At 69.1% G+C, this 24,688-nt stretch carries 22 protein-coding genes; 9 read left to right on the top strand and 13 right to left on the bottom strand.

Translation table 11 applies throughout. The annotated features are described in order from the left end of the window. Window positions 1-32 precede the first annotated feature (32 nt). Window positions 33-854, bottom strand: a complete 822-nt coding sequence (locus QJS31_RS03980) for a helix-turn-helix transcriptional regulator (protein ID WP_282784522.1) — start codon at window positions 852-854, stop codon at window positions 33-35. A 341-nt stretch (window positions 855-1,195) separates the two neighbouring features. Here QJS31_RS03980 and QJS31_RS03975 point away from each other — a divergent pair, with 341 nt between their 5' ends. Together QJS31_RS03975 and QJS31_RS03970 are read left to right on the top strand one after the other, a co-directional pair. After that, window positions 1,196-2,950: an NTP transferase domain-containing protein gene (locus QJS31_RS03975; protein ID WP_306355939.1), complete on the top strand. Its 1,755-nt coding sequence runs from the start codon at window positions 1,196-1,198 to the stop codon at window positions 2,948-2,950. 203 nt (window positions 2,951-3,153) lie between these two features. After that, window positions 3,154-3,423 carry a hypothetical protein gene (locus QJS31_RS03970; RefSeq protein ID WP_282780072.1) on the top strand — a complete coding sequence of 90 codons (270 nt, stop codon included), beginning with the start codon at window positions 3,154-3,156 and terminating at the stop codon, window positions 3,421-3,423. Window positions 3,424-3,448: 25 nt separating this feature from the next. Here the strand turns inward: QJS31_RS03970 and QJS31_RS37300 are convergent, their stop codons facing one another. Beyond that, the gene (locus QJS31_RS37300) at window positions 3,449-3,577 is read right to left on the bottom strand and encodes a YdeI/OmpD-associated family protein (RefSeq protein ID WP_372341795.1); all 129 of its coding nucleotides are present in this window, start codon (window positions 3,575-3,577) and stop codon (window positions 3,449-3,451) included. Window positions 3,578-4,109: 532 nt separating this feature from the next. Here QJS31_RS37300 and QJS31_RS03965 point away from each other — a divergent pair. The 6 genes from QJS31_RS03965 (at window position 4,110) to QJS31_RS03940 (ending at window position 11,748) form a co-directional block, all read left to right on the top strand. Beyond that, the gene (locus QJS31_RS03965; protein ID WP_282780071.1) at window positions 4,110-7,853 is read left to right on the top strand and encodes a nitrate reductase subunit alpha; all 3,744 of its coding nucleotides are present in this window, start codon (window positions 4,110-4,112) and stop codon (window positions 7,851-7,853) included. Window positions 7,854-7,863: 10 nt separating this feature from the next. Next, on the top strand, window positions 7,864-9,570 hold the full coding sequence (narH, locus tag QJS31_RS03960) for a nitrate reductase subunit beta (RefSeq protein ID WP_282780078.1): 1,707 nt from the start codon (window positions 7,864-7,866) through the stop codon (window positions 9,568-9,570). Further along, window positions 9,567-10,280, top strand: coding sequence for a nitrate reductase molybdenum cofactor assembly chaperone (gene narJ, locus QJS31_RS03955; RefSeq protein WP_282780069.1), 714 nt, complete (start codon window positions 9,567-9,569; stop codon window positions 10,278-10,280). The genes narH and narJ overlap by 4 nt, the downstream gene beginning before the upstream one ends. Next, entirely contained in the window at window positions 10,277-11,011 is a 735-nt protein-coding gene (gene narI, locus QJS31_RS03950; RefSeq protein WP_282780067.1) for a respiratory nitrate reductase subunit gamma, read from the top strand. The genes narJ and narI overlap by 4 nt, the downstream gene beginning before the upstream one ends. 84 nt (window positions 11,012-11,095) lie before the next feature. Further along, the gene (locus tag QJS31_RS03945; RefSeq protein ID WP_158453202.1) at window positions 11,096-11,359 is read left to right on the top strand and encodes a type II toxin-antitoxin system VapB family antitoxin; all 264 of its coding nucleotides are present in this window, start codon (window positions 11,096-11,098) and stop codon (window positions 11,357-11,359) included. Then, window positions 11,356-11,748 carry a type II toxin-antitoxin system VapC family toxin gene (locus QJS31_RS03940; protein ID WP_282780064.1) on the top strand — a complete coding sequence of 131 codons (393 nt, stop codon included), beginning with the start codon at window positions 11,356-11,358 and terminating at the stop codon, window positions 11,746-11,748. The genes QJS31_RS03945 and QJS31_RS03940 overlap by 4 nt, the downstream gene beginning before the upstream one ends. Before the next feature lie 51 nt (window positions 11,749-11,799). Here the strand turns inward: QJS31_RS03940 and QJS31_RS03935 are convergent, their stop codons facing one another. The 8 genes from QJS31_RS03935 to QJS31_RS03900 all read right to left on the bottom strand — a co-directional run bounded on the left by QJS31_RS03935 (window position 11,800) and on the right by QJS31_RS03900 (window position 20,463). Continuing rightward, window positions 11,800-12,054, bottom strand: coding sequence for a three-helix bundle dimerization domain-containing protein (locus QJS31_RS03935; RefSeq protein WP_282780062.1), 255 nt, complete (start codon window positions 12,052-12,054; stop codon window positions 11,800-11,802). Window positions 12,055-12,174: 120 nt separating this feature from the next. Next, entirely contained in the window at window positions 12,175-13,194 is a 1,020-nt protein-coding gene (locus tag QJS31_RS03930; RefSeq protein ID WP_306355938.1) for an RNase H family protein, read from the bottom strand. Between the two features lie 51 nt (window positions 13,195-13,245). After that, window positions 13,246-13,671: a hypothetical protein gene (locus QJS31_RS03925; RefSeq protein WP_306355937.1), complete on the bottom strand. Its 426-nt coding sequence runs from the start codon at window positions 13,669-13,671 to the stop codon at window positions 13,246-13,248. 56 nt (window positions 13,672-13,727) lie between these two features. Continuing rightward, window positions 13,728-14,513 carry an SDR family NAD(P)-dependent oxidoreductase gene (locus QJS31_RS03920; protein ID WP_282780058.1) on the bottom strand — a complete coding sequence of 262 codons (786 nt, stop codon included), beginning with the start codon at window positions 14,511-14,513 and terminating at the stop codon, window positions 13,728-13,730. Then, window positions 14,510-16,267 (bottom strand): amidohydrolase family protein, encoded by a 1,758-nt coding sequence (locus QJS31_RS03915; RefSeq protein WP_282780076.1) that lies wholly within the window; start codon window positions 16,265-16,267, stop codon window positions 14,510-14,512. The genes QJS31_RS03920 and QJS31_RS03915 overlap by 4 nt, the downstream gene beginning before the upstream one ends. Before the next feature lie 5 nt (window positions 16,268-16,272). Next, window positions 16,273-17,928 (bottom strand): class I adenylate-forming enzyme family protein, encoded by a 1,656-nt coding sequence (locus tag QJS31_RS03910; protein WP_306355936.1) that lies wholly within the window; start codon window positions 17,926-17,928, stop codon window positions 16,273-16,275. Further along, on the bottom strand, window positions 17,925-19,085 hold the full coding sequence (locus QJS31_RS03905; protein ID WP_282780054.1) for a serine hydrolase domain-containing protein: 1,161 nt from the start codon (window positions 19,083-19,085) through the stop codon (window positions 17,925-17,927). The genes QJS31_RS03910 and QJS31_RS03905 overlap by 4 nt, the downstream gene beginning before the upstream one ends. 10 nt (window positions 19,086-19,095) lie before the next feature. Next, window positions 19,096-20,463, bottom strand: a complete 1,368-nt coding sequence (locus QJS31_RS03900; protein WP_306355935.1) for an NAD(P)/FAD-dependent oxidoreductase — start codon at window positions 20,461-20,463, stop codon at window positions 19,096-19,098. A gap of 108 nt (window positions 20,464-20,571) precedes the next feature. Between QJS31_RS03900 and QJS31_RS03895 the strand changes: the two genes are divergently transcribed. Next, window positions 20,572-21,219 carry a TetR/AcrR family transcriptional regulator gene (locus QJS31_RS03895; RefSeq protein WP_306355934.1) on the top strand — a complete coding sequence of 216 codons (648 nt, stop codon included), beginning with the start codon at window positions 20,572-20,574 and terminating at the stop codon, window positions 21,217-21,219. Window position 21,220: 1 nt separating this feature from the next. Here the strand turns inward: QJS31_RS03895 and QJS31_RS37295 are convergent, their stop codons facing one another. The 3 genes from QJS31_RS37295 to QJS31_RS03880 form a co-directional block, all read right to left on the bottom strand. Beyond that, window positions 21,221-21,475, bottom strand: coding sequence for a nuclear transport factor 2 family protein (locus QJS31_RS37295; protein WP_349239522.1), 255 nt, complete (start codon window positions 21,473-21,475; stop codon window positions 21,221-21,223). 140 nt (window positions 21,476-21,615) lie between these two features. After that, complete coding sequence (locus tag QJS31_RS03885) at window positions 21,616-21,813, bottom strand: hypothetical protein (protein WP_282780047.1); 198 nt, start codon at window positions 21,811-21,813, stop codon at window positions 21,616-21,618. A gap of 126 nt (window positions 21,814-21,939) precedes the next feature. After that, window positions 21,940-24,648 (bottom strand): AAA family ATPase, encoded by a 2,709-nt coding sequence (locus QJS31_RS03880; protein WP_306355933.1) that lies wholly within the window; start codon window positions 24,646-24,648, stop codon window positions 21,940-21,942. Window positions 24,649-24,688 lie beyond the last annotated feature (40 nt).

Here is a 24,688-nt window from a genome sequence, read left to right as displayed (position 1 = left end):
TGTGACGCGCGGCCGCGGCGGCGCGGCCGGGCTCAGGAACGCACGTCGACGGGATGCGTCCGCTCCGAACACCAGGTGGGCAGTCCGAGGAAGATCTGAATCTGGTCCGGATTGCTGGCGCTGTAGACCTTGAACAGCTGCACCGCGATGGAGCGACAGCGCCCGGTCTCGGCGTCGCGCACATGCATGATGGGCCGGTCTCGCCCGTAGGCCGCCACCCCTTCGTCCCACAGCTCGCGGAACAGGTCGTAGCGGCCGAGTTCGGCGAGGAATTCGGTGGACCAGGCGGTGTCGCCGGTGCTGCCGATGAGCCCGCGCAGCCAGCGCACCGTGGTGCGCACCTCGGCTTCCCATTCCACCATGACCTGCCGGGATCTCGGATTGGCGAAGAACCAGCGCAGCATGTTCACGTCCTCGGCCAATCCCGGGAATGCGCGGTTGTAGCTGTCATTGCAGGCCAGCACATTCCAACGGGTGTCGATATAGGCCGCCAGATGCGGTTCGTGCAATTCCAGCGCGCGGCGCATATCCGGGCCGACCTCGTCGCGCAGTCGATCGACGGAGGGGAATTCCCCGGCACCCAGTCCGGCCAGGTCGAGCAGATGTCGGCGCTCCACCTGGGAGAGGGCGTCGATGCGGTCGAGATAGCGCACCAGCGCGTCGACCACCTCGCGGGTGGGGTGGTCGCGGTCGCCCTTTTCCAGATGGCTGATATAGCTGGCGCTGACTCCGGCGTTGAAGGCGAGGCGTTCCCGGGATACTCCTCGGTCGTCGCGCAGGCGACGCAGCAGCAGGCCGAACGACGGCGGGCGCACATTCTCCGAATCACGCCTGGATTTCGCGCTCGTAACCACGACTATCCCCTTCCACAAACTCTCAGCAATCACGTTCGATGCCCGCGTGGACCCGGCGGCGCATACAGCCGGACACCCGAACCACAACGTCGAAGAACTGCGGTGATTGCCTCACCCGTCGTCAGTTCCGCTTCGGGATAGTGCCACATTTTGTTGTACATAAGACCAAAACATGGCTGTTTCTTTACTGTGTCGCCGCTGGCAAGCCCACGTCGAACAGTAGCCCGCGAACATAGGGCAATCGAGAATCCAGGACCGTCGATCCGCGTCGGGTTCGGGTCCGCCACCGCCCGCCCGCTACCATCGGCAGCCATGACCAGCCTCGTTCCGGACCGCGCCCCGTGACGACCGTCGACGCGATCGTGCTCGCCGGCGGGCGCGCCACCCGGATGGGCGGCGTGGACAAACCCGCCATCGTGGTCGGCGGGCAGTCCATGCTCGACGCCGCCCTCGGCGCGGTCGCCGACTGTGCGCGCACGGTGGTGGTGGGGCCGCAGCGACCGGAGCTGCCGCCGGAAATCCTGCAGGCGCAAGAGATTCCGGCCGGGGCCGGACCGGTCGCTGCCATTGCCGCTGGCCTGGGCATATTGGCGGACTGCGATTTCCCCGCCGGGCTGATCGTGGTGCTGGCGGCCGACATGCCCTTCCTCACGGCTCCCGCGGTCGACGAACTCCTCAGGCACGCACTCGAATCCGGCAGTGACGCGGTCTTCGCGGCCGACGAGTCGGGACGGCCGCAGTATCTGGTCGGGGTGTGGCGGCGCGCGGCGCTGACCGCCGCGGTGAGTCGGCTGGAGTCATTGGTGAATCAGCCCATGAAGGCGCTGGTTCCGGTGCACACCGTCATGGTGCCGCTGGCGGGGGTCGCCGACTGCGACACACCCGACCAAGTGCGCCATGCGCGCGAGGCGGTCGAGCAAACCGCGGCAAACGCTCCGATGACCCTGGACGAGGCGCGTAGTGCGTTGCGCCACACTGTATTCCAGCTCACACCGCGCAGCGTCGCGGTGCGGGCGGCGCGCGGCGCCGCACTCGCCGAGCCGCTGCTGGCCGCGGACGCCCTGCCACGCTTCGACGTCTCGGCCATGGACGGCTACGCCGTCTCCGGCGACGGCCCCTGGCAGGTGCGCCGCGATATCGGCTTCGCGGGTGGACAGCGGCCGGTGGGGCTGTTCGCCGGCGAGGCCGTCCGGATCGCCACGGGCGCACACGTCCCCGACGGCACCACCACCGTGGTGCGCGACGAATTCGTCCGGGTGGACGAGGACGGCGTGCTGCATCGTCTGCCGGACACGCCGCCGCGCGACGATGTGCGCCGCCGCGGCGAGGACTGGCTGCCGGGGACCGAGATCGCGCCCGCCGGAACGGTGGTCAACGCCGCGCTGATCTCGACGGCGGCCAGCGCCGAGGTGCGCACGGCGCTGGTGCGCGGCCCGGTGCGGGCGCGAATCGTCATGACCGGGGACGAGATTCGCAGCGAAGGGCCGCTGCACGCGGGACAGACCCGCGATTCGATCGGCCCGATCCTGCCCGATCTGCTGGCCTGGCACGGCGTGCAGACCCAGGACCGGGTCCATCTGCGCGATGCCGCCAACGCCTTCGACGAGGTGCTGACCGCCGCCTCCGACTGCGATCTGCTGGTGATCGTGGGCGCGACCGGTGGCGGCGCGGCCGATCAGCTGCGCGCGGCATTGGACCGCGCGCGGGCGAGCATGCTGGTGCGCAGGCTGCGGCTGCGGCCCGGCGGTTCCACGGTGGTGGCGCAACTGCGTTCCGGTGCGGTGATTCTCGGCCTGCCGGGCAATCCGTTCGCCGCCGTCGCGACGCTGCTGGCCTTGACGCCCGCCCTGGTGTCGGGCCTCACCGGGACCACGCGGGAGCGAGTGCTCCGGGGGCCGCTGGTCAATGCCGGTGCGATCTCCGGTCCGGTGGCGCGCATCGTCCCCGCCCGCGCGGTGCCCGCCGGAGGCTGGGAGGGCGACGCCAGCATCCGCACCGCGCACCTGGCCGGACTCCTGCACCGCGACGGCCTCGTGGTGGTACCCGCCGACGCCCGCGACGGCGACCTCGTGGAGTTCATCCCGCTGCCCGACTGATCGGCTACCGCACCGCCCGATCCGCCGCCGCACCATGCGGCGCAGTGAGTTCGGCCACTGCGGCGGGGACGGGCCCGTGGGGGCGGGTCCACCGGAATGGGTCGCTGCCCGTACCTTCGCGGCCTCTTCCGCCGAGAAAGCTATTGCATACCAACCGGTTTGCGAGTGGTTCGAGATCAGGCGCATGTGATCGGGTGGTCCGCGTGGGAGATGAGCACGACGGCACGGTCGACGGTGACGGCGCGGACAGCGCGCCGACCGACCTGCCCTTCCTCGCGGGCCGGGTCTACGACACCGAGGACAGACTGATGCAGCGCGCCTACACCTTCGCCTGCCCGGTCCCCGGCTGCCCCCATCTGCACGAGGACCGCACCGACAGCCCGCCGGAGATCTGGCGGGCCCGCGTGCAGTCGGCCCTGGCCCGACACCTCGCGGCGGCGCACCCGGATTGGCGTCCGAGCGCCGACGGCTGACGGCACGTCGACATCCGCGCGCACCTCACCCGCGCAACGCGTCGATGATCTTCTGGATCCGGCCCACTCGGGTCTCGGGACGCTTCGCCGCCACTACATCTCGAACCCACCCCCGACGCTTCGAGTAACCGCACGCGTCGAAGGCGTCGCGCAGCCCCCGCCCAGCACCGCTACCGCCTCCGGGGGAATGGGGATATACGCCCCGCCACCCCGGGCGGAGCGGATCGTCCCCTCGAATCGCAGCATGAAATCCACGATATCGCGCACAATCGAGCAGGGCACCGGATTGCCTCCGCGATCCTGCAGCAAACCGATCGGCCAGGTGAGAACGGGCTGGTCGGAAAGGCGCACGGAGTTAGCCGGAATGGCGGATAATCGCGTGTCACCGGTCACCATCAGTGTGTTAACAAATATTAAGCGGCCGAGAACCGAACGTTTCCAAAGCATCACCGATACCGCCCCGAAACCTCCTCGGGGCGAGACGTTTCGGCCGGTCATCATGGATCAACGCAGGTCGAACGGCGTCGGCGGCAGGCAGGCCGCAATCGCACAGTGACCGCCACGTTGCGGCGATCTCACAACTCACAACGCGGGTTCGCGCACTGTGAGAGAATCGTTTTGACGCCCGCTATGACGTCTTTACAGTCGATGCAGCAGCCCAATTTCCACAGCTCGAAGGGGGCGTCATGGCAAACCCGGGGACCGATAGCTCGTCCGCCGATGCACTGCTTCGACTGGGGAAGTATTTCAACCGCGGTGAAGTGTCCGCGGACCTGCGCACGGTCCACAAGGTGGGCGGACGCGATGCCGACGAGTTCTACCGGGATCGCTGGGCGCACGACAAGGTGGTGCGCTCCACACACGGCGTGAACTGCACCGGCTCGTGCTCGTGGAAGATCTACGTCTCCGACGGCGTGATCACCTGGGAATCGCAGCAGACCGACTACCCGTCCGTCGGCGCGGACAAGCCGGAGTACGAACCGCGCGGCTGCCCGCGCGGCGCGTCCTTCTCCTGGTACACGTATTCGCCCGCACGGGTGCGCTACCCCTATGTGCGCGGCGTCCTGCTCGAGCTCTACCGCGCCGCCAAGGCCGAACTCAAGGACCCGGTGCTGGCCTGGGAGTCCATCGTCGAGAATCCCGAGCAGGCGAAACGCTACAAGCACGCCCGCGGCAAGGGCGGCTTCGTGCGCGCCGAATGGTGGGAGGCCGCCGAGATCGCGGCCGCCGCCCATGTGTACACCATCAAGAAGTACGGGCCGGACCGGGTCGCCGGATTCTCCCCCATTCCCGCCATGTCCATGGTCAGTCACGCGGTGGGCGCGCGGTTCATCTCGCTCATCGGCGGATCCATGCTGTCGTTCTACGACTGGTACGCCGACCTGCCGGTGGCCTCGCCGCAGGTCTTCGGCGACCAGACCGACGTGCCGGAGTCGGCCGACTGGTTCGACGCGGGCTACCTGATCATGTGGGGCTCCAATGTGCCGGTGACCCGTACCCCGGACGCGCACTACATGACCGAGGCCCGCTACCGGGGCCAGAAGGTGGTCGTGGTCTCCCCGGACTACGCCGACAACACCAAGTTCGCCGACGAATGGGTGCCCGCCCGCCCGGGAACCGATGCGGCGCTGGCCATGTCCATGGGCCACGTGGTGCTCAAGGAGTTCTTCGTCGAGCGCGACACCCCGTACTTCCGGGACTACGTCAAGCGCTACACCGACCTGCCGTATCTGATCACGCTGGACGACAAGAACGGCGTGTGCGTACCCGGCAAGTTCCTCACCGCCGCCGACCTCGGGCACACGGGCGAGGGCGTCGAGTTCCAGACGGTGCTGCTGAACGCCGACGGCGACCCGACGGTGCCCAACGGGTCGCTCGGTCACCGCTTCACCGAGGCGGGCAAGGGCAAGTGGAACCTGGATCTCGGGGATGTCGATCCCCTGCTGACTCTGCACGGCCGCGTCAGCGACGCCGCGGCCGTGCAGCTTCCCCGCTTCGACGACGGCACCGCGGGCGTCATCACCCGCGGCGTGCCCACCACCGTGGTCGCGGGCAAGCGGGTGACCACCGTCTTCGATCTGCTGCTGGCGCAGTACGGCGTGGCGCGCACCGGCCTGCCCGGCAGCTGGCCGACCGGCTACGACGATGCCAGCGAGCCGTACACTCCCGCCTGGCAGGAGACCATCACCGGCGTTCCGGCCAAGCAGGCCGAGCGCATCGGCCGCGAATTCGCCGACAATGCGGAGAAATCCCAGGGCCGCTCCATGATTCTGATGGGCGCGGGCACCAACCACTGGTTCCACTCGGACCAGATCTACCGCGCCTTCTTCACCCTGACCCTGCTCACCGGCTGCCAGGGCGTGAACGGCGGCGGCTGGGCGCACTACGTGGGCCAGGAGAAATGCCGTCCGGTCACCGGTTGGTCCACACTGGCCTTCGGCCTGGACTGGCAGCGCCCGCCGCGGCAGATGCAGGGCACCGTGTTCTGGTACCTGGCCAACGACCAGTGGCGCTACGACCCGTTCACGGCGGAATCGTTCTCCTCGCCGCTGGGTGCGGGGCGCTTCGCCGGGCGCACGGCCGCCGACAATATCGCGCTCGCCACCCGGCTCGGCTGGATGCCCAGCTACCCGACCCTCAACCGGAACCCCCTCGACCTGGTGGACGAGGCCGAGGCCGCGGGCAAGACTCCGGCCGACCATGTGGTGGACGGCCTCACCTCCGGCGAGCTGCGCTTCGCCTGCGAGGATCCGGACGCGCCGGAGAACTTCCCGCGCGTGCTGACCGTGTGGCGCGCCAATCTGCTCGGGTCCTCCGGCAAGGGCAACGAGTACTTCCACAAGCATCTGCTCGGCGCGGACTCCAACCTGCAGACCACCGACACCACGGGGGTGCGCCCGCAGGAACTGGTGTGGCGCGAGCGGGCCGCCACCGGCAAGCTGGATCTGCTCATGTCGCTGGACTTCCGGATGACCAGCACCACACTGTTCTCCGATATCGTCTTCCCGGCCGCCACCTGGTACGAGAAGCACGATCTGTCCTCCACGGATATGCACCCGTTCGTGCACGCCTTCTCCCCCGCCATCTCCCCGCCGTGGGAGGCCAAGACCGACTTCGACGCGTTCCACCGCATCGCCCGCGGATTCTCCTGGCTGGCGGAGAAGCATCTGGGCAAGCGCAAGGATCTGGTCGCGGTACCGCTGCAACACGACAGCGCCGACGCGCTGGCCCAGGCCGGTGGTCGCGTCCTGGACTGGAAGGCCGGGGAATGCGAACCGGTCCCCGGTAAGACCATGCCGAAACTGGTTGTGGTCGAACGCGATTACCCCAGCGTGGCGGAGAAGATGGCCGCGCTCGGACCGCTGGTCGAGACGGCCGGGCTCACCGTCAAGGGTGTCACCACCCTGCCCGATGCCGAGGTGGAGTACCTGAAGGGCGTCAACGGGACCGTGGTTTCCGGTGTGGCGCAGGGACGTCCGTCGCTGGCCAAGGACACCCACGCCGCCGAGGCCATCCTGGCGCTGTCCGGAACCACCAACGGCCGACTCGCCGTGGCGGGGTTCCACGCGCTCGAGCAGCGCACCGGCACCCGGTTGGCCGATCTGGCCGCCGAACACGAGGGCAAGCGGATCTCCTTCGCCGACACCCAGGCCCGGCCGGTGCCGGTGATCACCTCACCGGAATGGTCGGGCAGTGAGACCGGCGGGCGGCGGTACTCGCCGTTCACCATCAATACCGAGCGGCTCAAGCCGTGGCACACGCTGACCGGCCGGCAGCACTTCTACCTCGACCACGACTGGATGATCGAACTCGGCGAGCAGCTGCCGATCTTCCGGCCGCCGCTGGATATGACCGCGTTGTTCAGCGAGCCCGGCGTCGGCAATGTGAGCGAGAACGGCGTCACCGTGCGCTATCTGACGCCGCACTCCAAGTGGTCCATCCACTCCGCCTACCAGGACAACCTGCATATGCTGACGCTCTCGCGCGGCGGGCAGTCGATCTGGATGTCGGACAAGGACGCCGCCAAGATCGGTGTCGCGGACAACGACTGGATCGAGGCCGTCAACCGCAACGGCGTCGTGGTGGCGCGCGCCATCGTGTCGCACCGCATGCCCGAGGGCACGGTGTTCATGTACCACGCGCAGGACCGCGCGGTGGACGTGCCGCGCATCGAGGGCACGCCGAACGGCGCCGGAGCAGCCTCGAATGGCAGTGGGCCGAACGGCAACGGGGCGAACGGCTCCGGCTTCGTCGGCAAGGGCAAGCGCGGCGGCATCCACAATGCGCTGACCCGCATCATGATCAAGCCCTCGCATCTCATCGGCGGCTACGCACAGCAGTCCTTCGCCCTGAACTACCACGGCCCCACCGGAAATCAGCGCGACGAAGTGACGACTATTCGGAAGCGCTCGCAGGAAGTGGAGTACTGACATGCGCGTCATGGCACAGCTCGCCATGGTCATGAACCTGGACAAGTGCATCGGCTGTCATACGTGCAGCGTCACCTGCAAGCAGGCATGGACCAATCGCGGCGGCACCGAGTACGTCTGGTTCAACAATGTGGAAACCCGCCCCGGGCAGGGGTATCCGCGGCAGTACCAGGATCAGGAGAAGTGGAAGGGCGGCTGGACGCTCAACCGCAAGGGCCGCCTCACATTGAAGTCCGGGTCGCGAATGAAGAGGCTGCTGAACATCTTCGCCAACCCGGACCTTCCCACGGTAAGCGATTACTACGATCCGTGGAGCTACGATTACGACAATCTGCTGTCCTCACCCCAAATCGATACCACTCCGGTGGCGCGGCCCAAATCGCTGATCACCGGCGAGGACACGAAGGTGACCTGGGGCGCGAACTGGGACGACGACCTCGGCTCCGGCCCGGAACAGGTCGGTAGGGACCCGCTGCTGTCCAAGCTGTCCGACCAGGTCAAGCTGGAATTCGAGCAGACCTTCATGTTCTACCTGCCGCGCATCTGCGAGCACTGCCTGAACCCCTCGTGCGCGGCATCCTGTCCCTCGGGTGCCATCTACAAGCGCGCCGAGGACGGCATCGTGCTGGTGGACCAGGACAAGTGCCGCGGCTGGCGGCAGTGCGTCACCGGCTGCCCGTACAAGAAGATCTACTTCAACCACAAGACCGGCAAAGCCGAGAAATGCACCTTCTGCTATCCGCGCGTGGAGGTCGGCATCCCGACCGTGTGCTCGGAAACCTGTGTGGGACGGCTGCGCTACATCGGCGTCATGCTCTACGACGCCGACGCGGTGCTGGAGGCGGCCTCGGTCGAGAACGACAAGGATCTGTACCCGGCGCAGCTGGGCGTCTTCCTGAATCCGCACGACCCGCGGGTGGTCGCGGAGGCCGAGCGGGCGGGCATCTCCACCGAATGGATTCAGGCGGCGCAGGATTCACCGGTCTACAAGCTCATCGTCGACTACCAGATCGCGCTGCCGCTGCATCCGGAATACCGGACCATGCCCATGGTCTGGTACGTGCCGCCGCTGTCGCCGGTGGTGGACGTGCTGTCGGAGACCGGGCACGACGGGGAGGACCATTCGAATCTGTTCGGCGCGATCGACGCGCTGCGGATTCCGGTGGAGTACCTGGCGGAGCTGTTCACCGCCGGTGAGGTCGGACCGGTCCGGGCGGCGCTGCAACGGCTGGCCGGGATGCGGTCGTTCATGCGGTCGATCAATCTCGGGCAGGAGCCGGATCTCTCGATCCCGGAGGCGGTGCGACTGGAGCCCGAGGAGATCGAGGCCATGTACCGGCTGCTCGCCATCGCCAAGTACGAGCATCGGTACGTGATCCCCAGCGGCGCGACTTCCCGTGCGCACGAACTGGATTCGCTGGCCACCGGATGCAGTTTGGACACCGACGGCGGACCGGGCATGACGGCCTACGACTACATGGCGGACAAGTTCCACCTGAGCGATACCAATGGCGCAGCGCCGGAGGAGAAGTCGAACCGGATCAACCTGCTCAACTGGGACGGCAAGAAGACCGACGGGCTGGTGCCGACCCGTGACGGGGGCAATGGGTCTGCGGCCGACGGCAACGGGCACAACGGCACCGAGCCCCACGGCGATGGCGCGCACGCCGCCACCGACGCGGACCCCACACCCGAGCCGAGCGGAGTTCGTCGATGAAGCTGCTCACCCTGCGGCGGCGGCCGGAACCGACGGTACGGATGTCGGAGCGGGACCGCCGCCTGGTCTGGCGGATGGCGGCCCTGTGCCTGGACTACCCGTCCGAGGACATGTTGCGCACCGTGCACGAGTTCGGCGGCGCGGTAAATGAACTGCCCACCGAGGTGCGCGTCCAGCTCGGCGAATTCCTCGCCCACCTGCGCGACACCGATCCGCTCGAATTGGCCCAGCGCTATGTCGAGACCTTCGACATGCGCCGCCGCGCCAGCCTGCACCTCACCTTCTACGCCTACGGCGACACCCGTAAACGCGGGATGGCGCTGCTGCGCTTCAAGCACGCCTACCGGCACGCGGGCGTCGAACTCGGCGACGAGGAGCTGCCCGACCACCTCCCGGTGCTGCTGGAATTCGCGGCCACGGTGGATCCCATCGGCGGGGAACGGCTGCTCGGCGAGCACGTGCCGGTGCTGGAGCTGCTGCGACTGTCGCTGTCGGACAACGGGTCCCCCTATGCGGCCGTGCTCGCCGCCGTGACGGCCACGCTGCCGCCGGTGACCACCGCCGACCGCCGCCGCATCGCCGAGCTCGCCGCCCAGGGTCCGCCGGAGGAAGCTGTAGGCATCGGTCACTCCGCAGGCTCCGCTCCTGCCGGCCTCGAGCCCTTCGCCATGGACCCCATGATGTTCGCCGGATCGGAAGGCCGCCGATGACCACCACCCTCTGGATGACGCTGCCGTACGTGGCCTTCACCTCGTTCCTGCTCGGCCACCTGTGGCGCTACCGCAACGACCAATTCGGTTGGACCACACGGTCTTCGCAGGTCTACGAATCGCGCCTGCTGCGGCTGGGCAGCCCGCTGTTCCACTTCGGCATGCTCGGCGTCATCGGCGGACATGTGGTGGGCGTGTTGATTCCCGCGTCCTGGACCGCCGCCATCGGCATCTCCGACCACCTGTACCACGTGGCCGCCGTCTCCGCCGGAACGGCGGCCGGCGTCGCGGTGATCGTCGGCATCGCCATCCTGCTCTACCGCCGCGTCACGGTGCCCGCCGTCCGCAAGGCCACCACCCGCAACGACAAGCTCATGTACGTCCTGCTGGCAGGTGCGCTCATCACCGGCATGCTCAATACCGTGGGCAGCAACCTGCTGTGGGGCACCTACAACTACCGCGAGACCGTATCCCCGTGGTTCCGCAGCCTTTTCACGCTGCACCCGCAGCCCGAGCTCATGGTCGGCACCCCCTGGACCTTCCAGGCGCACGGCCTGATCGTGCTCGCCCTCATCGGCGTCTGGCCCTACACCCGCCTGGTCCACATGTTCAGCGCCCCGATCGGCTACTTCGTCCGCCCCTACGTCGTCTACCGCAGCAAGCCGGACACCGCCCCGGACAAGCGCCGCTACGCCCGCGCCTGGGACTCCCCGGTCCTGCCGCCGCGCTAGCCGTCACCACGGGCGTGGGTACTTCTACCTCAGCGGTATAGAATGGTAGAAACGCGCCCGAGACGTGGGAAAGAGGAACACGCGGTGAGCCTCAATATCAAGAACGAACATGTACACGCCCTCGTGCGCGAGGCCGCGCGCCGCACGGGGATGTCGCAGACCAGCGTGGTCGAGGAGGCCATGCGGCGTCTGCTACGGGAACTCGATTCCAGCACCGCGGTCACCGCCGCCGTCCAATGGCAGGAGGTCGAGGACATCTTGACCGACCTGCATTCGCGGCTGACACCGGACAGCCGCACCGTGCTCACGACGGACGATCTGTATGACGAGCAAGGCATGCCCGCGTGATCATAGATGCGTCAGCCTTGCTCGCCATCGTGCTCGATGAACCGGAGTGCGCCGACTTCACCCACGCGATCCTGGTCGCGGCCGATCCGATGATGTCCGTGGTCAACCATCTCGAAGTCGTCATCAAGGCGGATCGCCATCCGGATCCGGTTTTCGCGCGTCGCACCGATCAGCTCATCCGGCGATTGCGCATCGAACTCCAGCCGGTATCCGTCGAGCAGGCTGCCATCGCCCGCAGCGCCTATCGTGACTTCGGCAAGGGCAGTGGGCACCCGGCCCAACTGAACTTCGGCGACTGCTTCGCCTACGCCCTCGCGGTCGCCACCGACAGACCGCTGCTGTACAAGGGAAATGACTTCGTGCACACGGATATTCGCGCGGCACTGTGAGTGGTCGCCACTCATAGCACCCCGGACGAGCCCCGTCGGCGGTGGGGAAGTTCAGCCGGGGGCGGTCATGGCTAGCAGGCGTTCCCTGGTGAACCGCTCGGCCAGCAGGGGGAGGAAGGTTTCCACCTTGGCCTGCCGCGCCACCCGGTTGTAGGTGGAGTACAGGAGGTGGTCGATGGTGTGTTCGTCGGTGTGGTCGCCGAACTCCCGCAGTAGGCGGGCGGCGGCGGCCTCGAGTGCGAGTTTCTGATCGAGAGGAAGATCGCCGCGCGGATGCGCGGCATGATCGACAGGACTCTGTGTCATCGCGAACTCCGGCAGGTGAACAGTTCGGAGTCGGCGCCCACCGTGGCGGTGTACGCCATGAATAGAGATTGCCGCTGCCGCCTTGCCGGAAAACGAACACCCGGTGAACGGCCGGTGCGCTCACCAGCGGGCGGCGCGGGCCAGTCGATGCGCCTGCTCGTTGAGCGCGTGACCGCCGTGGCCCTGAATCCACTGCGCACGGAAGGGCAGTGGCCTGCCCAGGGCGCGATCGACATGGTCGAGCACCCGATCCGACACCGGGAAGGGCAGCCCTTCGGCGGCACGGCGCCGGATCGCGGTATTGACGGCGGCCACGGCCTGCTCGCAATCGGAGAGGATACGCAGTTCCCGCTCGAACAACTCGGGCGCGGCGGCGGTTTCGCAGATGGCGATGATCTCCGATTCCACCGAACTCCGGCCGTCCACGCATCGCCCGCCGCGGCTGCGCCCGTCCTCGGCCGCCCAGCCGTACCCACCCACCTCACCGTATCCGGAGGCGTCGGTGGCGACGGTGAGCGGTCCCGACGGTATCCCGCCCACCGGGCGCGGGGTGATCGGCTCGCCGCCGGGTCCGGGCGGCGCTGTCGACCGCACGGCCAGCCGCAGCCGGTCCGCCAGCTCACCGCCGCCGGTGCCGAACAGCGTGAATCCTGCTCGGTCCCAGCTGTCGCGATGCTCCCACACCACCCGCCGCACGCGGTCCCACAGCGCCCGGTGCGCCCGCCCCACCGCGTCGGCGGCGGCGGTACCGCACCATTCCCGCACGGAATCGGTTGCGGCGTCGACCAGTTCGACGATGATGTCGCGCGAGTCCAGATATCGGCGCAGCGCCTCCCGCCGCTGCACACGCAGTTCGGCCAGCTGCTCGTACCCCTCGACCACGCGCGGCAGCGCCGCCTCGAGCGCGGCGCCCGACAGCGGGCGCGCCGCCGCCACCGCGTCGTCGAGTTCCGCCCGCAGCGTGAGCTCCAGCGCCTTGAAGGTGGCGTACCAGCGCTCCGCCACCGCCGGATGGTCCGATCCGGGCACCCGCGCACCACCCAGCGCGCGCCGCACCACGGCCACGAAACCCGCCTCGTCCAGAGCCAGCAGGCGCAGCGCCGCCGGAGTCGGCGTATCGGTCAGCCAGCCGTGCGTCACGGCCCATCGCCACCAGTCGCGCGACGGCAGCCGGGTGCGCAGCGGATCGAGTCAGCAGGCGCGCATGGCCGACGCGAACGCCGCCTCGTACTCGGTAGGCAGCAGCAGCGACAGCACCCAGGCGCACACCTGTTCGTAGCCTTTGGGACCCGTGCGCCGCGGCGGCCGCCGGCCCGCCCGCAGCCGGGCCAGGGCGGCGACGCGCAGTGCCTGTGCGCGGTGCTCCAACTCCGCGAGTTCGGCACGCTCCCGGCGGCTTCCGCCCCGCAGTTTCAGCAGGCACAGGTCCCGCATGAGCAGCGTTTCCCAGTAGTAGAGCGCGTTGACGCGAGGTTCGCGCAGCGCGTCGGCGTGCAGGGCGGTGAGCAGCTCCGGCGCGGCCGTCTCCTCGATCTCCGCCCAGCAGGCATCCAGCAGCGCGTCGAAATCGTCTCTCAGGGAATCGATTACGCTTTCGCAGGCGACGTTCTCGGCCACCTTTCGACGGTAGCCGCCACCCCCGACAGATCGGAGGTCCGCACCGGTGACACCGTTCAGGCCGACGACAGTTTCGCCAGATTGGGAAAGTTGCTGATCTCCCAGCCGCCGTCCACCACCAGTTCGGTGCCGGTGATGTAGGAGGCGTCGTCACTCGCCAGGAACAGGCACGGTGCGGCGATCTGCTCCGGTGTCGCCGCCACGCCGAGCGGAATCCGTTCCAGGAACATGCGTTCGGCGGGCTCGTAGGACAGCACCGGGGCCACCAGGGGTGTGTCCACGAGTCCGGGCAGCACCGTATTGACCCGAATCCGGTACGGGGCCAGCTCCACCGCGGCACTCTTGGAGAACATGACCACCCCCGCCTTGCCGGTGGAGTAGGCGCTGCCCGCGGGCATGGGGATGCGCCCGTCCAGGGACGAGATATTCACGATGCTGCCGCCGCGCCCGGTGTCGCGCATCAGCCGGGCCTCGTGCTTGGTACACAGGAAAACGCTCTTCTGCACCAGGTCGACGGTGAAATCCCAGTCCTCGACCGCCATATCGGTGATCGCGCCGATACGGGAGCCGCCCGCCACGTTGAAGGCCATGTCCAGGCCGCCGAACCGCGCCGCCGCCACCGCGATCCCGGCCTCGACCTGTTCCTCCACCGTCACATCGGCGGTGACGGGTACGAAGGCGTCGCCGAAGTCGGCGGCGCGCTCGCGGAGCCCGTCGGTGTCGATATCCAGCCCGACCACCCGCGCGCCGGCGCCCAGCAGGGCGGCCGCGACGGCCGCCCCGATACCGGAGGCGGCACCGGTCACCACCGCCGTGCGGTCGTCGAATCCACCGTCGCTCACGCCTGTTCCCTTCGTCGTCCGGCGCGCAGGAAGCGGCCGGTGCGTTCGACGCCGAGCGCCGGTGACCGCCGTCCCGCGCCGAAGACGTACCGTCCGTTCACCAGGACCGCCGTGACGGTGTCGTCATTGCGATTCACCATGCGCGACAGGCCGTCGTACTCCGGGACCGCCTGCTCGGCGTACTCCTCGAGCCCGGCGTCCAGCCGTTCGGGATCGACGACGAGTACATCGGCGCGGTCACCCACCCGCAGATGACCGGCGTCCAGGTCGTACCAGTCCGCGAGTTCGCCGGTCACCCGGTGCACCGCCTGCTCCACGGTCATGAACGGCCGCCCGGCCCGCTCGTGGTCGCGCACCCGCCGCAACAGCCGCAGCCCGAAGTTGTAGAAGGCCATATTTCGCAGGTGCGCGCCCGCGTCCGAGAATCCAAGCTGCACACCGGGATCGGCGGCCAGCCGGTTCAGCACCTCGGTTCGGTGATTGGAGATGGTGGTGCGCCAGCGCACCTTGGAGCCGTATTCCACCAGCAGATCCAGGAAGGCGTCCACCGGGTGCACGCCACCGCGCTCGACGCCCACCTGGCCGAAGGTCTTGCCGATCACGCTGTCGTCCGGGCATTCGGTGATCTCGGCGTCGAAGAAGTCGCGGTGCCACACCCGCGGCCCCCACTTCTTCTCGTAGTCCGCGCGGAACCGGCGCCGATACTCCTCCTGCGCGAACAGCTCCTGCCGCCGCTCCAGCTGATCGGACAGGTGCAACGCCGCGGCACCGGAACCGAACTCCTCGAAGACCGGCAGGTCGATGCCGTCGGAGTACACCTCGAACGGAACCGGCAGATGCTGCCAGCGAAAGTCGCCCCCGAGCGCGTTGAGCACCCGTGCGATCCACGGGAAGATGTGCACCACACCGGGAATGGCCTTGATATCGGCCGCCGACAGCAGACTGACCTTGAGGCGGGGCCGGATGATGCCGAGGCTGCTCGCCGCCATGGCCACCAGGCTCTGGGGCCGCGCCACGTCCGGGCCGCCCTGCAGCGCCCGCCCGCGGCGACGCAGAATCGCGTTGAGCCGCCGCCGTTCCCGGGTGGTTGCGTAAGTGGAGGGCAGCGTGCGGGAGCGGCAGACCTCGCCGTCGAGTTTGTCGAACAGCAGCTGCTGCGAGGACATGCCGACGAAGCCCGCGTCCAGGGCCTCGGTGAGCCGATGCTCCATGGCGCGCAGCTCCGCCTCGGTGGGCCGCACCTCGGGCCGGGTGGCCCGGTCCAGCCCCATGAGCGCGACCCGGATGTCGGAATGCCCGATGAAGGCCGCGAGGTTCGGGCCCAGCGGCAGCGCTTCGAGGGCCGCCACATAGCCGTGCGCGCTGTTCCAGGTCTTGGCCCCGTCGACGGCGGCGACCACGTGCCGCCGCGGAATGGCCTCCACCCGGCCGAACAGATCACCGGCCTGCGAGCCGTTCACGTGAATGGTGGACAGCGAGCAGGAGCCGAGCAGAATCGTGGTCACCCCGTGCCGCACCGATTCCGACAGCGACGGATCGAGCAGCACCTCCACGTCGTAGTGGGTGTGGATGTCGATCATGCCGGGCATGACCCAGTGGCCGGTGGCGTCGATGACGGTGCCGCAACCGGTTTCGTCGAGCGGTTCGGCGCTGACGGCGGCGACGCGGCCGTCCCGGATGCCCAGATGCCGGATGGCCGAAGGCGCGCCGGTGCCGTCGAACCAGCGCCCGCCCTTGATGACGGTGTCGAACACGGAACTCACCCCACTGTCACATCGCGACGCAGCACCTTGCCGGTCACATTGCGCGGCAACGGATCCGAGGTGATCCGCCACACCGCCGGAACTTTGAAGTAGGCGAGGCGCCGCGCTACGAACTCGCGCAGCTGCTCCTCGGTGACGGCGGCCGGATCGGCGACCACCACCACGGCGGCGACCTGCTCACCCAGGTCGTCGTGCGGCAGTCCGACCACCACCGATTCCAGCACCGCCGGATGTTCGTCGATGACATTCTCGATCTCGGTCGGGTAGACGTTCTCCCCGCCGCGCAGAATGAGATCCGAACGCCGACCGGCCATCTGGAGCCTGCCGTCGCTGAGGAATCCGAAGTCGCCGGTGCGCAGCCAGCGGTGTTCGTCGATGGCGGCGGCGGTGGCGGCCTCGTCGTTCCAGTAGCCGAGCATGACGTAGGGGCTGCGCACGCAGATCTCGCCCGGCTCCCCGTCCGGCAGCACCGTGCCGTCGGGATCGCGGATCTCCACCGAGACGCCCACGATGGGGCGGCCCACCGTCTCCGGATGCGCGGCCAGTTCCACCGGATTGGCCACGGTGGCGGCGGTGCCGCTCTCGGTACAGCCGTAGCTGGTGGTCAGCGCGACCTGCGCCACCGGCAACCGCTCCCGCAGCCGCGCCTGCAGGGCCGGTGAGGAGGGGGCCGTATTGAGCGAGAAGGCCGTGAGCGAGGACAGGTCGTAGCGCGACAGATCGTGGTGCAGCATGCGGCTGGCCATGGTGGGCACCGCCGCCCAGTGCGTGACGCGCTGGGACTCGATCAGCCGGCACAGCCGGTCGACCTCGTACGCGCCCTGGTAGATGACCACGGTGTCACCGGTGACGATGCGCGGCACCGCGAGGTTGTGCAGGCAGGCGATGTGGAACAGCGGCGAGGTCATGAGGTAGCGGCGACCGCGCGGCGCGGGGTCGTAGTCGCGGCCCAGGAAGCCGTCCAGCATGCCGTCGGTGAAGCGGTGATAGTTGCTGATGGCCACCAGGTTCCGGTGCGTGTGCACCACGCCCTTGGGGCGACCGGTGGTGCCGCTGGTGTAGAGGATCACCGCCGGATCGTCTTCCGCCACGGCCGTTCTCGGGAACTCGCCGCGGTATTCGTCCACCAGGATGGGCAGGTCGCGCTCCATGGTGAGCACCGGAATGCGGGTTCCGGTCTCGGCCAGCAGTTCCGCGCGTTTGGCGTCGGCGATCACCACCACCGGCCGCGTGTGCTCGAGCCCGTAGGCGATCTCGCGCGGGGCCCACCACGCGTTGTAGCCGACCGGGATCGCACCCAGGCACTGGGCGGCCCAGAAGGTGAGCACCCAGTCCGGATCGTTGGCGGCGAGAATGCCGATGCGGTCACCCTTGCCGATGCCGTAGCGCTGTGCCAGGGCGGCGGCCAGCGCACCGGCCGCCTCGGCGTGCTCGGCGAAGGTCACGGTGCGTTCGGCGGTGACCAGATAGTCGCGATCGCCGTGGGCGCGTGAGCCTTCCAGCAGTTCCAGCAACGACCGGGCCCGGTCCGCGAGCAGCGGGACGGGTGCGCCCAGCACCTCTTCGACGGTCAGCTCGAATGGTCCGCCCGGACCGGTCAGCTTGGCGGCCACCTGGGCGGCGAGTGCCTGGAGATCGACGGCATTCGTCATGAGTCACGTCCTCGACTGTCGTTCACGGCCGCGTACACGGCTCTCAGATAGGCGTCGCAGCGCTCCGACCCGATCAGGCCGGTCGCCATGCGGTTCATGGCGTAGGCGACGGTGATGCGGTGGTCGAGGTCGTTGACGACCATGGCCCCGCCCAGACCTCCCCACCAGCACACCCGGCCCTCCGGAACGCAGGGCGCGGTCTGCGGTTGCGGCAGACCGTAGCCGATGCCGAACCGCAGCGGCAGCAGAATCGCCTGATCCACACCGTCGGACTGCTGCCGGAAGATGAGGTCGATGGTGCTGGGCGACAGGAACTTCCGGCCGCCGAGTACCCCGCCGGCGCTCACGATGGACTGCACGCGGGCGATGGAACGGGCATTGCCGTGCCCGCCCACGCCGCCGATCTCGGCCTGCCGCCAGGCCGGGGTGGCGACCGCGTCGAAATCCAGCAGGGGTTGGAACAGCGTCTTGTAGAGCACGCTGTCCCGTGGCAGCTGGGACTGGTCGAACTGCATCCAGTCCGGCGGTACCAGGGTGGCGATTCGGTCGAAATGCTCCGGAGCCGTGCCGATGTGGAAGTCGGCCCCGAGCGGTCCGGCGAGTTCCTCGGCGAAGAAGCGGCCCAGGGTGCGGCCGTCGATACGGCGGATGAGCGCGTCCACCAGGTGCCCGTAGTTGAGGGCGTGATAGCCGGAGGCGGTGCCCGGCTCCCACCACGGCGGCTGCGCGGCCAGCCGCTGCTGCGACGCCGCCACATCGTAGATATCGGTGAGTTCGATGGGCGCTTCCCAACCGGACACCCCGGAGGTGTGCGACAGCAGGTGGCGCACCTCGATATCCGCCTTGCCCGCGGCGGCGAACTCCGGCCAGTAGTGCGCCACCTTCCGGTCCACGTCCAGCTCACCGCGATCGACCAGGAGCAGGGCGCACAGCGCGGTCATGGTCTTGGTGATGGAGAAGGTGTTGACCAGGGTGTCCGCACCCCAGCGGCGGGTTCGCCCGGGGTCGGCCCAGCCGCCCCACAGGTCCACCACCGGCGCACCGTCCACCGTGACGCACAGGGAGGCGCCCAATTCCGCGCCGGATTCCACCTGTTCGGTGAAAGCCGTTCGCACACGCTCGAATTCGTCCACACAGAAACCGGCGACAGTGCCCATTTCCGTCCTCCTAGACCCGGATGGCGGCGCGCGCCGGTACCGGCAGCGCGTATCCCGAGGCGGCGGCGCGCCTGGCCCCCCGCTCCATTTCCTTCATGAGATCGCGCACGTACGGCTCGAATTCGATCTGGATCGTGTGTCGCGGCGAGTCGTAGTAGCGCCCGGTGCGGTGGGCCTCGGCCGCCTCGATATCGGCCCGCATCTCGGCCTGCGACGGCAGGTGGTAGTTGCCGGTCAGATAGGCGGCCACCAGTTTGGACTGCTGTTCGGCGAAATTCACCAGGGTCGGCAGCGGCTGCGCCAGGCCGAGGTAGAAGAGATTGTCGACGCCGGGTTTGATCATCTGCCGGAACAGCGGGAAGACGTTGCGCGCGTCGGGTTTCAGCGCCGGATCGGCGAAGAACGGGAAGGAGATGTGATACCCGGTGGCGCATACGATCACATCCACCTCCGCCACACTGCCGTCGGCGAAATGCACGCGCGGGCCGTCCAGCCGGGTGATGGCCGGTTTGAAGGTGATGTCACCGCAACCCGCCCGGTGCAGGAATTCCTCACTGGCCGACGGATGCGCCTCGAACGGCAGGTGATCCGGCTCGGGCAGCCCGTAGTTCCGCATATGGCCGCGGTTCTTGACGACGAAGCGCTGCTTGAGCTTCAGGCCCAGCTTGGGCGGCATCCACGCCGGCATGGACGACTTGTCGCCGACCTTACCGTTCACGTACTTCGGCAGCACCCAGACGCCGCGGCGGGCGGACAGGTAGAACTCCGAGGCGATGAAGCGCTGCGACAGTTCGGTGGCGATGTCCAGGCCGGAATTGCCCATGCCCACCACCACGATGCGCTTGCCGCGCATGTCGACGGGGTCGAACGGGTCGTTGTAGGCGTGCGAATGCATGAGCACGCCGTCGAATTCGCCCGGGTAGTCGGGCATGCGGGGATCCCAGTGGTGGCCGTTGCAGACCACCACCGCGTCGTAGACCTCGGTGCGGGCGGTGTCGGTGGTGATGGTCCACAATCCGTCCGCAGCACGGCGCGCGTCGATCACTTTGGTGTTGAAGATGATTCGGTCGCGCAGCCCGAAATGGTCCACGTAGTCCCGGAAGTACCGGTGCAGCTGCGAATGGTGCGGGAAATCCGGCCATTCCGCCGGTGCCGGGTAGTCCTCGAATGCCAGCCGGAACTTCGAGGTGTCGATATGCAGGCTCTGATAGCAGGCCGACATGCCGTTGGGGTTCTTGAAGTACCAGTTGCCGCCCACCTCGTCGGAGGCTTCGTAGCAGTCGAAGGGGATGCCGTACTCCGCGAGCCGCTTGGCGGCGGTGATTCCGGACGGGCCCGCGCCGATCACACAGACCCGGGGCAATGCGCGTGTATCCAATTCACTCTCCCTGTTCGGCCGCGGGTCGCATCGTCGGGCCGGACGTGATGTGCCACACACGCTAACACTCACTTGACAGCGTGTCTAGTGAGTGAACGTACGTCTATCATGGGGGGCGTGACCCGGACCGATGAGCACACCCCCGCACCCGCGCGGCGCACCTCGCTGCGCGACGAACAGAAGCGACTCACCCGCAACCGACTGATCGAGGCAGCCACCCGACTGTTCGTCACCCAGGGCTACGCCCAGGTCCGGGTGGACGACATCGCCGCCGCCGTCGGCTGTAGCCGCGCCACCTTCTACCTGCACTTCACCGGCAAGCCCGACGTGCTGCGCGCCATCGCCGAACAGGGCACGCTGCCCAGCGTCCAGCACTTCTACGAGGACCTGGACCATGTGCTCGACAGCGGGTCGCGCGCCGAATTCGCGGCCTGGATGCGTCGGGCCATCGCCTGGTTCCAGGAATACAAGGACCTACTGCCCGCCTGGGACGAGGCGACCGCACTGGAACCCGAATTCCGGGAGATCGCCCGCGCGGGCATCCTCGCCCTGCCGAATGTGATGACGTCCTATCTGTCCCGCTGGCCCGAGGCGCAGCAGGACGAGGCGCGACTGCGCATCGAGTTGCTGGTGGCGCAATTGGAGCGGTTCTTCACCCGCTGGGCCATGCAGGGCACCATCGACGTCACCGCCGAGCAGGCGGCCGAGGTGCTCACCGATATCTGGTTCCCGGCGCTGCGCACGCCCGGCGCGTGAGCTACGGGGCGCTGGTGCGCGCTCGCTCCAGCTCCCAGAATGCCCGCAGGGCAAGGATTCTGCCGTTCGCGTCGACCCGGTAGGTGACCACCGCGTCCACCTCCACGACCAGGTCGTCACGGGTGTTGCGAATGGTGGTCACGAACGCCGCCTCGTCACCGCACGCGAAGGAGTCCGCATGCCGGAACTCGATCACACTGCGCGCGATGGCCTTGTCCCAGAACGCCGCGATGGCGTCCCGGCCGCGATGCCCCACCCCCGTCGGGTCGTACGGCGACCGGCACGAGGCACACCCGCACCGTCGCCGGATATACGCATCCGCACCGCAGCGGTCAGGGCGCACGCGCTCATCGGGCGATGGGACTGCAGGCCAGGTAGCTGGTTGGGCGGCTGGGCTCAGCGGGGGGCGGGCCGGGTGGCCGGGCCGTCGAGGATCTCGCGGCATTCGGCGGCGGTATGGCCGGATTGCAGGCAGTTGGCCCAGTCGATCTGATCCCGCACCCAGGGACTGGGTTGCTGGGCGGCGGTGGCCGGGGTCAGCGAGGCGGCGGCGGTGGCCAGGAGGAGCACTGCGGTGGCGGTGAACCTTTTCATGGCAGTCCCCTCCCGGTGCGGATCATGGTGTTCCCGGTGCGGATCATGGTGTTCGCACTCCAGGATGCCAGGTCCGCGAGGGATTCGCCGGGAGTTCGCCGGATTGCCGAGCCGCGTCCGGGCGGACTACGTGTCGGAGTTCGGAGCCAGGTCCGGCAGCGTACGCAGCTGTCTGCGGGAGGTCACGCCGAGCTTGCGGAAGATGTTGCGCAGATGGGCGTCCACGGTGCGCGGACTCAAGAACAGCTGTGCGGCCACCTCTTTCGAGGTCGCGCCGGTCGCGACCAGGCGCGCGATATGGAGTTCCTGCATGGTGAGCTGGTCGTAGGTGGGTTTGGTGCGGCTGCGCGCCGATTCGCCGGTGGCCCGCAGCTCCGCCGCGGCCCGCCGGGCGAAGGCCGCCATACCGATATCGGACAGCGATTCGTGGGCGGCCCGCAGGTGCTCGCGCGCTTCCTTGCGGCGGCCCTGTCGACGCAGCCACTCCCCGTAGCGCAGCCGCGCTCGCGCGCGACTCGGCAGCAGTGGCGCGGCGTCCAGCTGGGCGAGGGACTCGTGATAGTCGTCCTCCGCGTCCGAGACCAGGGCGCGCGCACCGGCGGCCACACCCAGGCTCCACGCGGTACCGGCCGCCGCGGCCCGCTCGGTCAGCTCGGCGCTGGCGGTCCGCGCGGCGGCGGGTTCCCCCGCGCGCACGGCGGCCTCCACCAACTCCGCCAGCGAGATACCGGCGACGAAGAGCGCCCGGTGCGCGGTCGCCCGCCGGGCGGCGTCCAACGCCGCCGCGTAGTCCCCCGCGGCATTGCACGATATCGCCGTGGCCCAATGGACATTGGCGAGCAGATGCTCCTCACCGCGCTGCCGGGCCGCCGACCGCACCGCGTCGGCGAGGGCCGCCACCTCCGCGCGACGGCCGCGCATCGCGGCCAGATGCAGTCGCGGGTAGAGGTGCGGCGCCGCGCCGAAGGCATCGGCGACCGCCTCCTCCTCGGCGATCGCCGCGGCCGCCGCATCGAGATCGCCGCGATGCACCGCGGCGGTCGCCACCTGGGTGAGACCGAGGCGCAGCAGCGGAAGCGACCCGGATTCCCGGCCCACCCGCAGCAGCCGGGCGGTGAGCCGGGCATGCGCGTCGATATCCCACAGCTCGGCGGCCAGCATGACGCCCAGCGCGGGCCGCTCCGTCCACATCTCGGCGGCACCCTCGGACAGCATCGGCCGCAGCAGCGCGGCGGCGGTGCGATGGTCTCCGGCCGACAACGACAGCATGGCGTCGAGCAGTGCGTCCGATGCGCCCGACGGCGCGGGCGCGGGCGGCGCGGCGCGGGCCGCCTCCAGCACCATGTCCATCACACCGGTAGCCCGGCCGACATCGAGCGCCATCTCCAGCGCGTCCAGGAAATACGCGCGCGAGCGCCGCGGATCCGCGGCGGCCAGCCGCTGCGCGGCGCGCAGCATGAACGCCGGTCCCGCACCGTCGGCATCGCGCGCGAAGGCGAGCTGGCCGTGCAGCTGATCCACGCGAGCCCGCCGCGCCACCTCGAGTCGCCCCTCGTCCACGGTGGCCAGCAGATCGGCGGCCGCCTCCACCGCACCGGCCGCCAGTCGCGCCCGCACCGCGGTGAGACTGCGGTCCACCCGTAGATCCGGGTCCCGGGTCAGGGCCGCCGCCCGCGCCAGAAAGGCCGCGGCGGCCGCGACCCCGCCGCGCGTCTCGGCGCGCCCGGCCACGACCTCGAGTTCGGCGGCGACCTCGTCATCGGGACCGGCGCACGCCAGGGCGCGGTGCCACGCCCGCCGATCCGGATCGGTGACCTCGTCCGTGGCGGCCGCCAACCACCCGTGCGCGGCCCGCCGCTGCTCCGGATCGGCGGCCCGGTAGACCACCGAGCGGGCCAGCGGATGGCAGAAGCGCACGCGCACATCGAAATCCGCGAGTCCGCCGGTGTCCGCGGCGGCCGACGCATCCAGACCGGCGCTGTCGACGGCCGACCACAACAACCCGGGATCACCGGTCGGATCGGCGCTGGCGATCGTCAGCAGCAGCCGATTGGCGGGCGGCAGCGCCAGCAGCCGGGCGCGGTAACCGCGCTCGATGGCGGCGGTGACCGGATACTCGTCCGGAACGGCGAAACCGCCTGCCATCACCCCATGTCGGGGTAACTCCAGCAGGGCGAGCGGATTCCCGCGCGCCTCCGCCAGCATGCGCTCGCGCACTCGGTCGTCCAATGCCCCCGGCACACCGGCAGCCAGCAGGGCGCGGGCGTCCGCATCGTCGAGCCCGTGCACCTCGACGACGGGCAGCGCGTCCAGAGCCGCCGTCCAGCCGGACATCCGGGCCGCCAGCAGCATGGCGATCGGCTCGGAGCCGATGCGCCGCGCCACGAACGACAGCACCCGCGCCGAGGCATCGTCGAGCCACTGTGCGTCGTCGACGACGCACAGCAGCGGCCGCTCCCGGCCCGCCGCACCGAGCAGCGCCAGCACGCCGACGCCGATGGCGAACAGGTCGGGGGCGGCGTCGGCGAGACCGAACGCGGCCTCCAGGGCACGGCGCGGCGCCGGGGGCAGGGCGGCCAGCCGATCGAGCTCCGGCGCACACAGCTGGTGCAGCCCGGCGAAGGGCAGTTCCGCCTCGAACTCCGACCCCGCCGCCCGCAGCACCCGGAAGCCGTCCGCGCGGCGCTCGGCCTCGGCCAACAAGGCGCTCTTGCCGATTCCGGGGTCGCCGCGCAGCAGCAGCGCGGCCCCCGAACCCGTGCGAGCGGACGTGAGCACGTCCGCCAGACAGCGGATCGACTCCCGCCGCCCCACCAGTCCGATATCCACCGCCATGACCGGATTGTAGGGAGATAGGCGATTTTCGCCGACGCGA

This window comes from Nocardia sp. CC213A, assembly GCF_030766805.1.
Lineage (GTDB): Bacteria > Actinomycetota > Actinomycetes > Mycobacteriales > Mycobacteriaceae > Nocardia > Nocardia otitidiscaviarum.
The sequence above is the reverse complement of the archived record's forward strand: the minus strand, read 5'-3'. Positions and strand labels throughout refer to the sequence as shown.

Coding starts and splice junctions, on each gene's coding strand:
- QJS31_RS03965 (WP_282780071.1), top strand. CDS start 4,110: ATGGCAAACCCGGGGACCGATAGCTCGTCCGCCGATGCACTGCTTCGA.
- narH (WP_282780078.1), top strand. CDS start 7,864: ATGGCACAGCTCGCCATGGTCATGAACCTGGACAAGTGCATCGGCTGT.
- narJ (WP_282780069.1), top strand. CDS start 9,567: ATGAAGCTGCTCACCCTGCGGCGGCGGCCGGAACCGACGGTACGGATG.
- narI (WP_282780067.1), top strand. CDS start 10,277: ATGACCACCACCCTCTGGATGACGCTGCCGTACGTGGCCTTCACCTCG.
- QJS31_RS03935 (WP_282780062.1), bottom strand. CDS start 12,054: ATGACACAGAGTCCTGTCGATCATGCCGCGCATCCGCGCGGCGATCTT.
- QJS31_RS03910 (WP_306355936.1), bottom strand. CDS start 17,928: ATGACGAATGCCGTCGATCTCCAGGCACTCGCCGCCCAGGTGGCCGCC.
- QJS31_RS03905 (WP_282780054.1), bottom strand. CDS start 19,085: ATGGGCACTGTCGCCGGTTTCTGTGTGGACGAATTCGAGCGTGTGCGA.
- QJS31_RS03895 (WP_306355934.1), top strand. CDS start 20,572: ATGGGGGGCGTGACCCGGACCGATGAGCACACCCCCGCACCCGCGCGG.
- QJS31_RS03885 (WP_282780047.1), bottom strand. CDS start 21,813: ATGAAAAGGTTCACCGCCACCGCAGTGCTCCTCCTGGCCACCGCCGCC.
- QJS31_RS03880 (WP_306355933.1), bottom strand. CDS start 24,648: ATGGCGGTGGATATCGGACTGGTGGGGCGGCGGGAGTCGATCCGCTGT.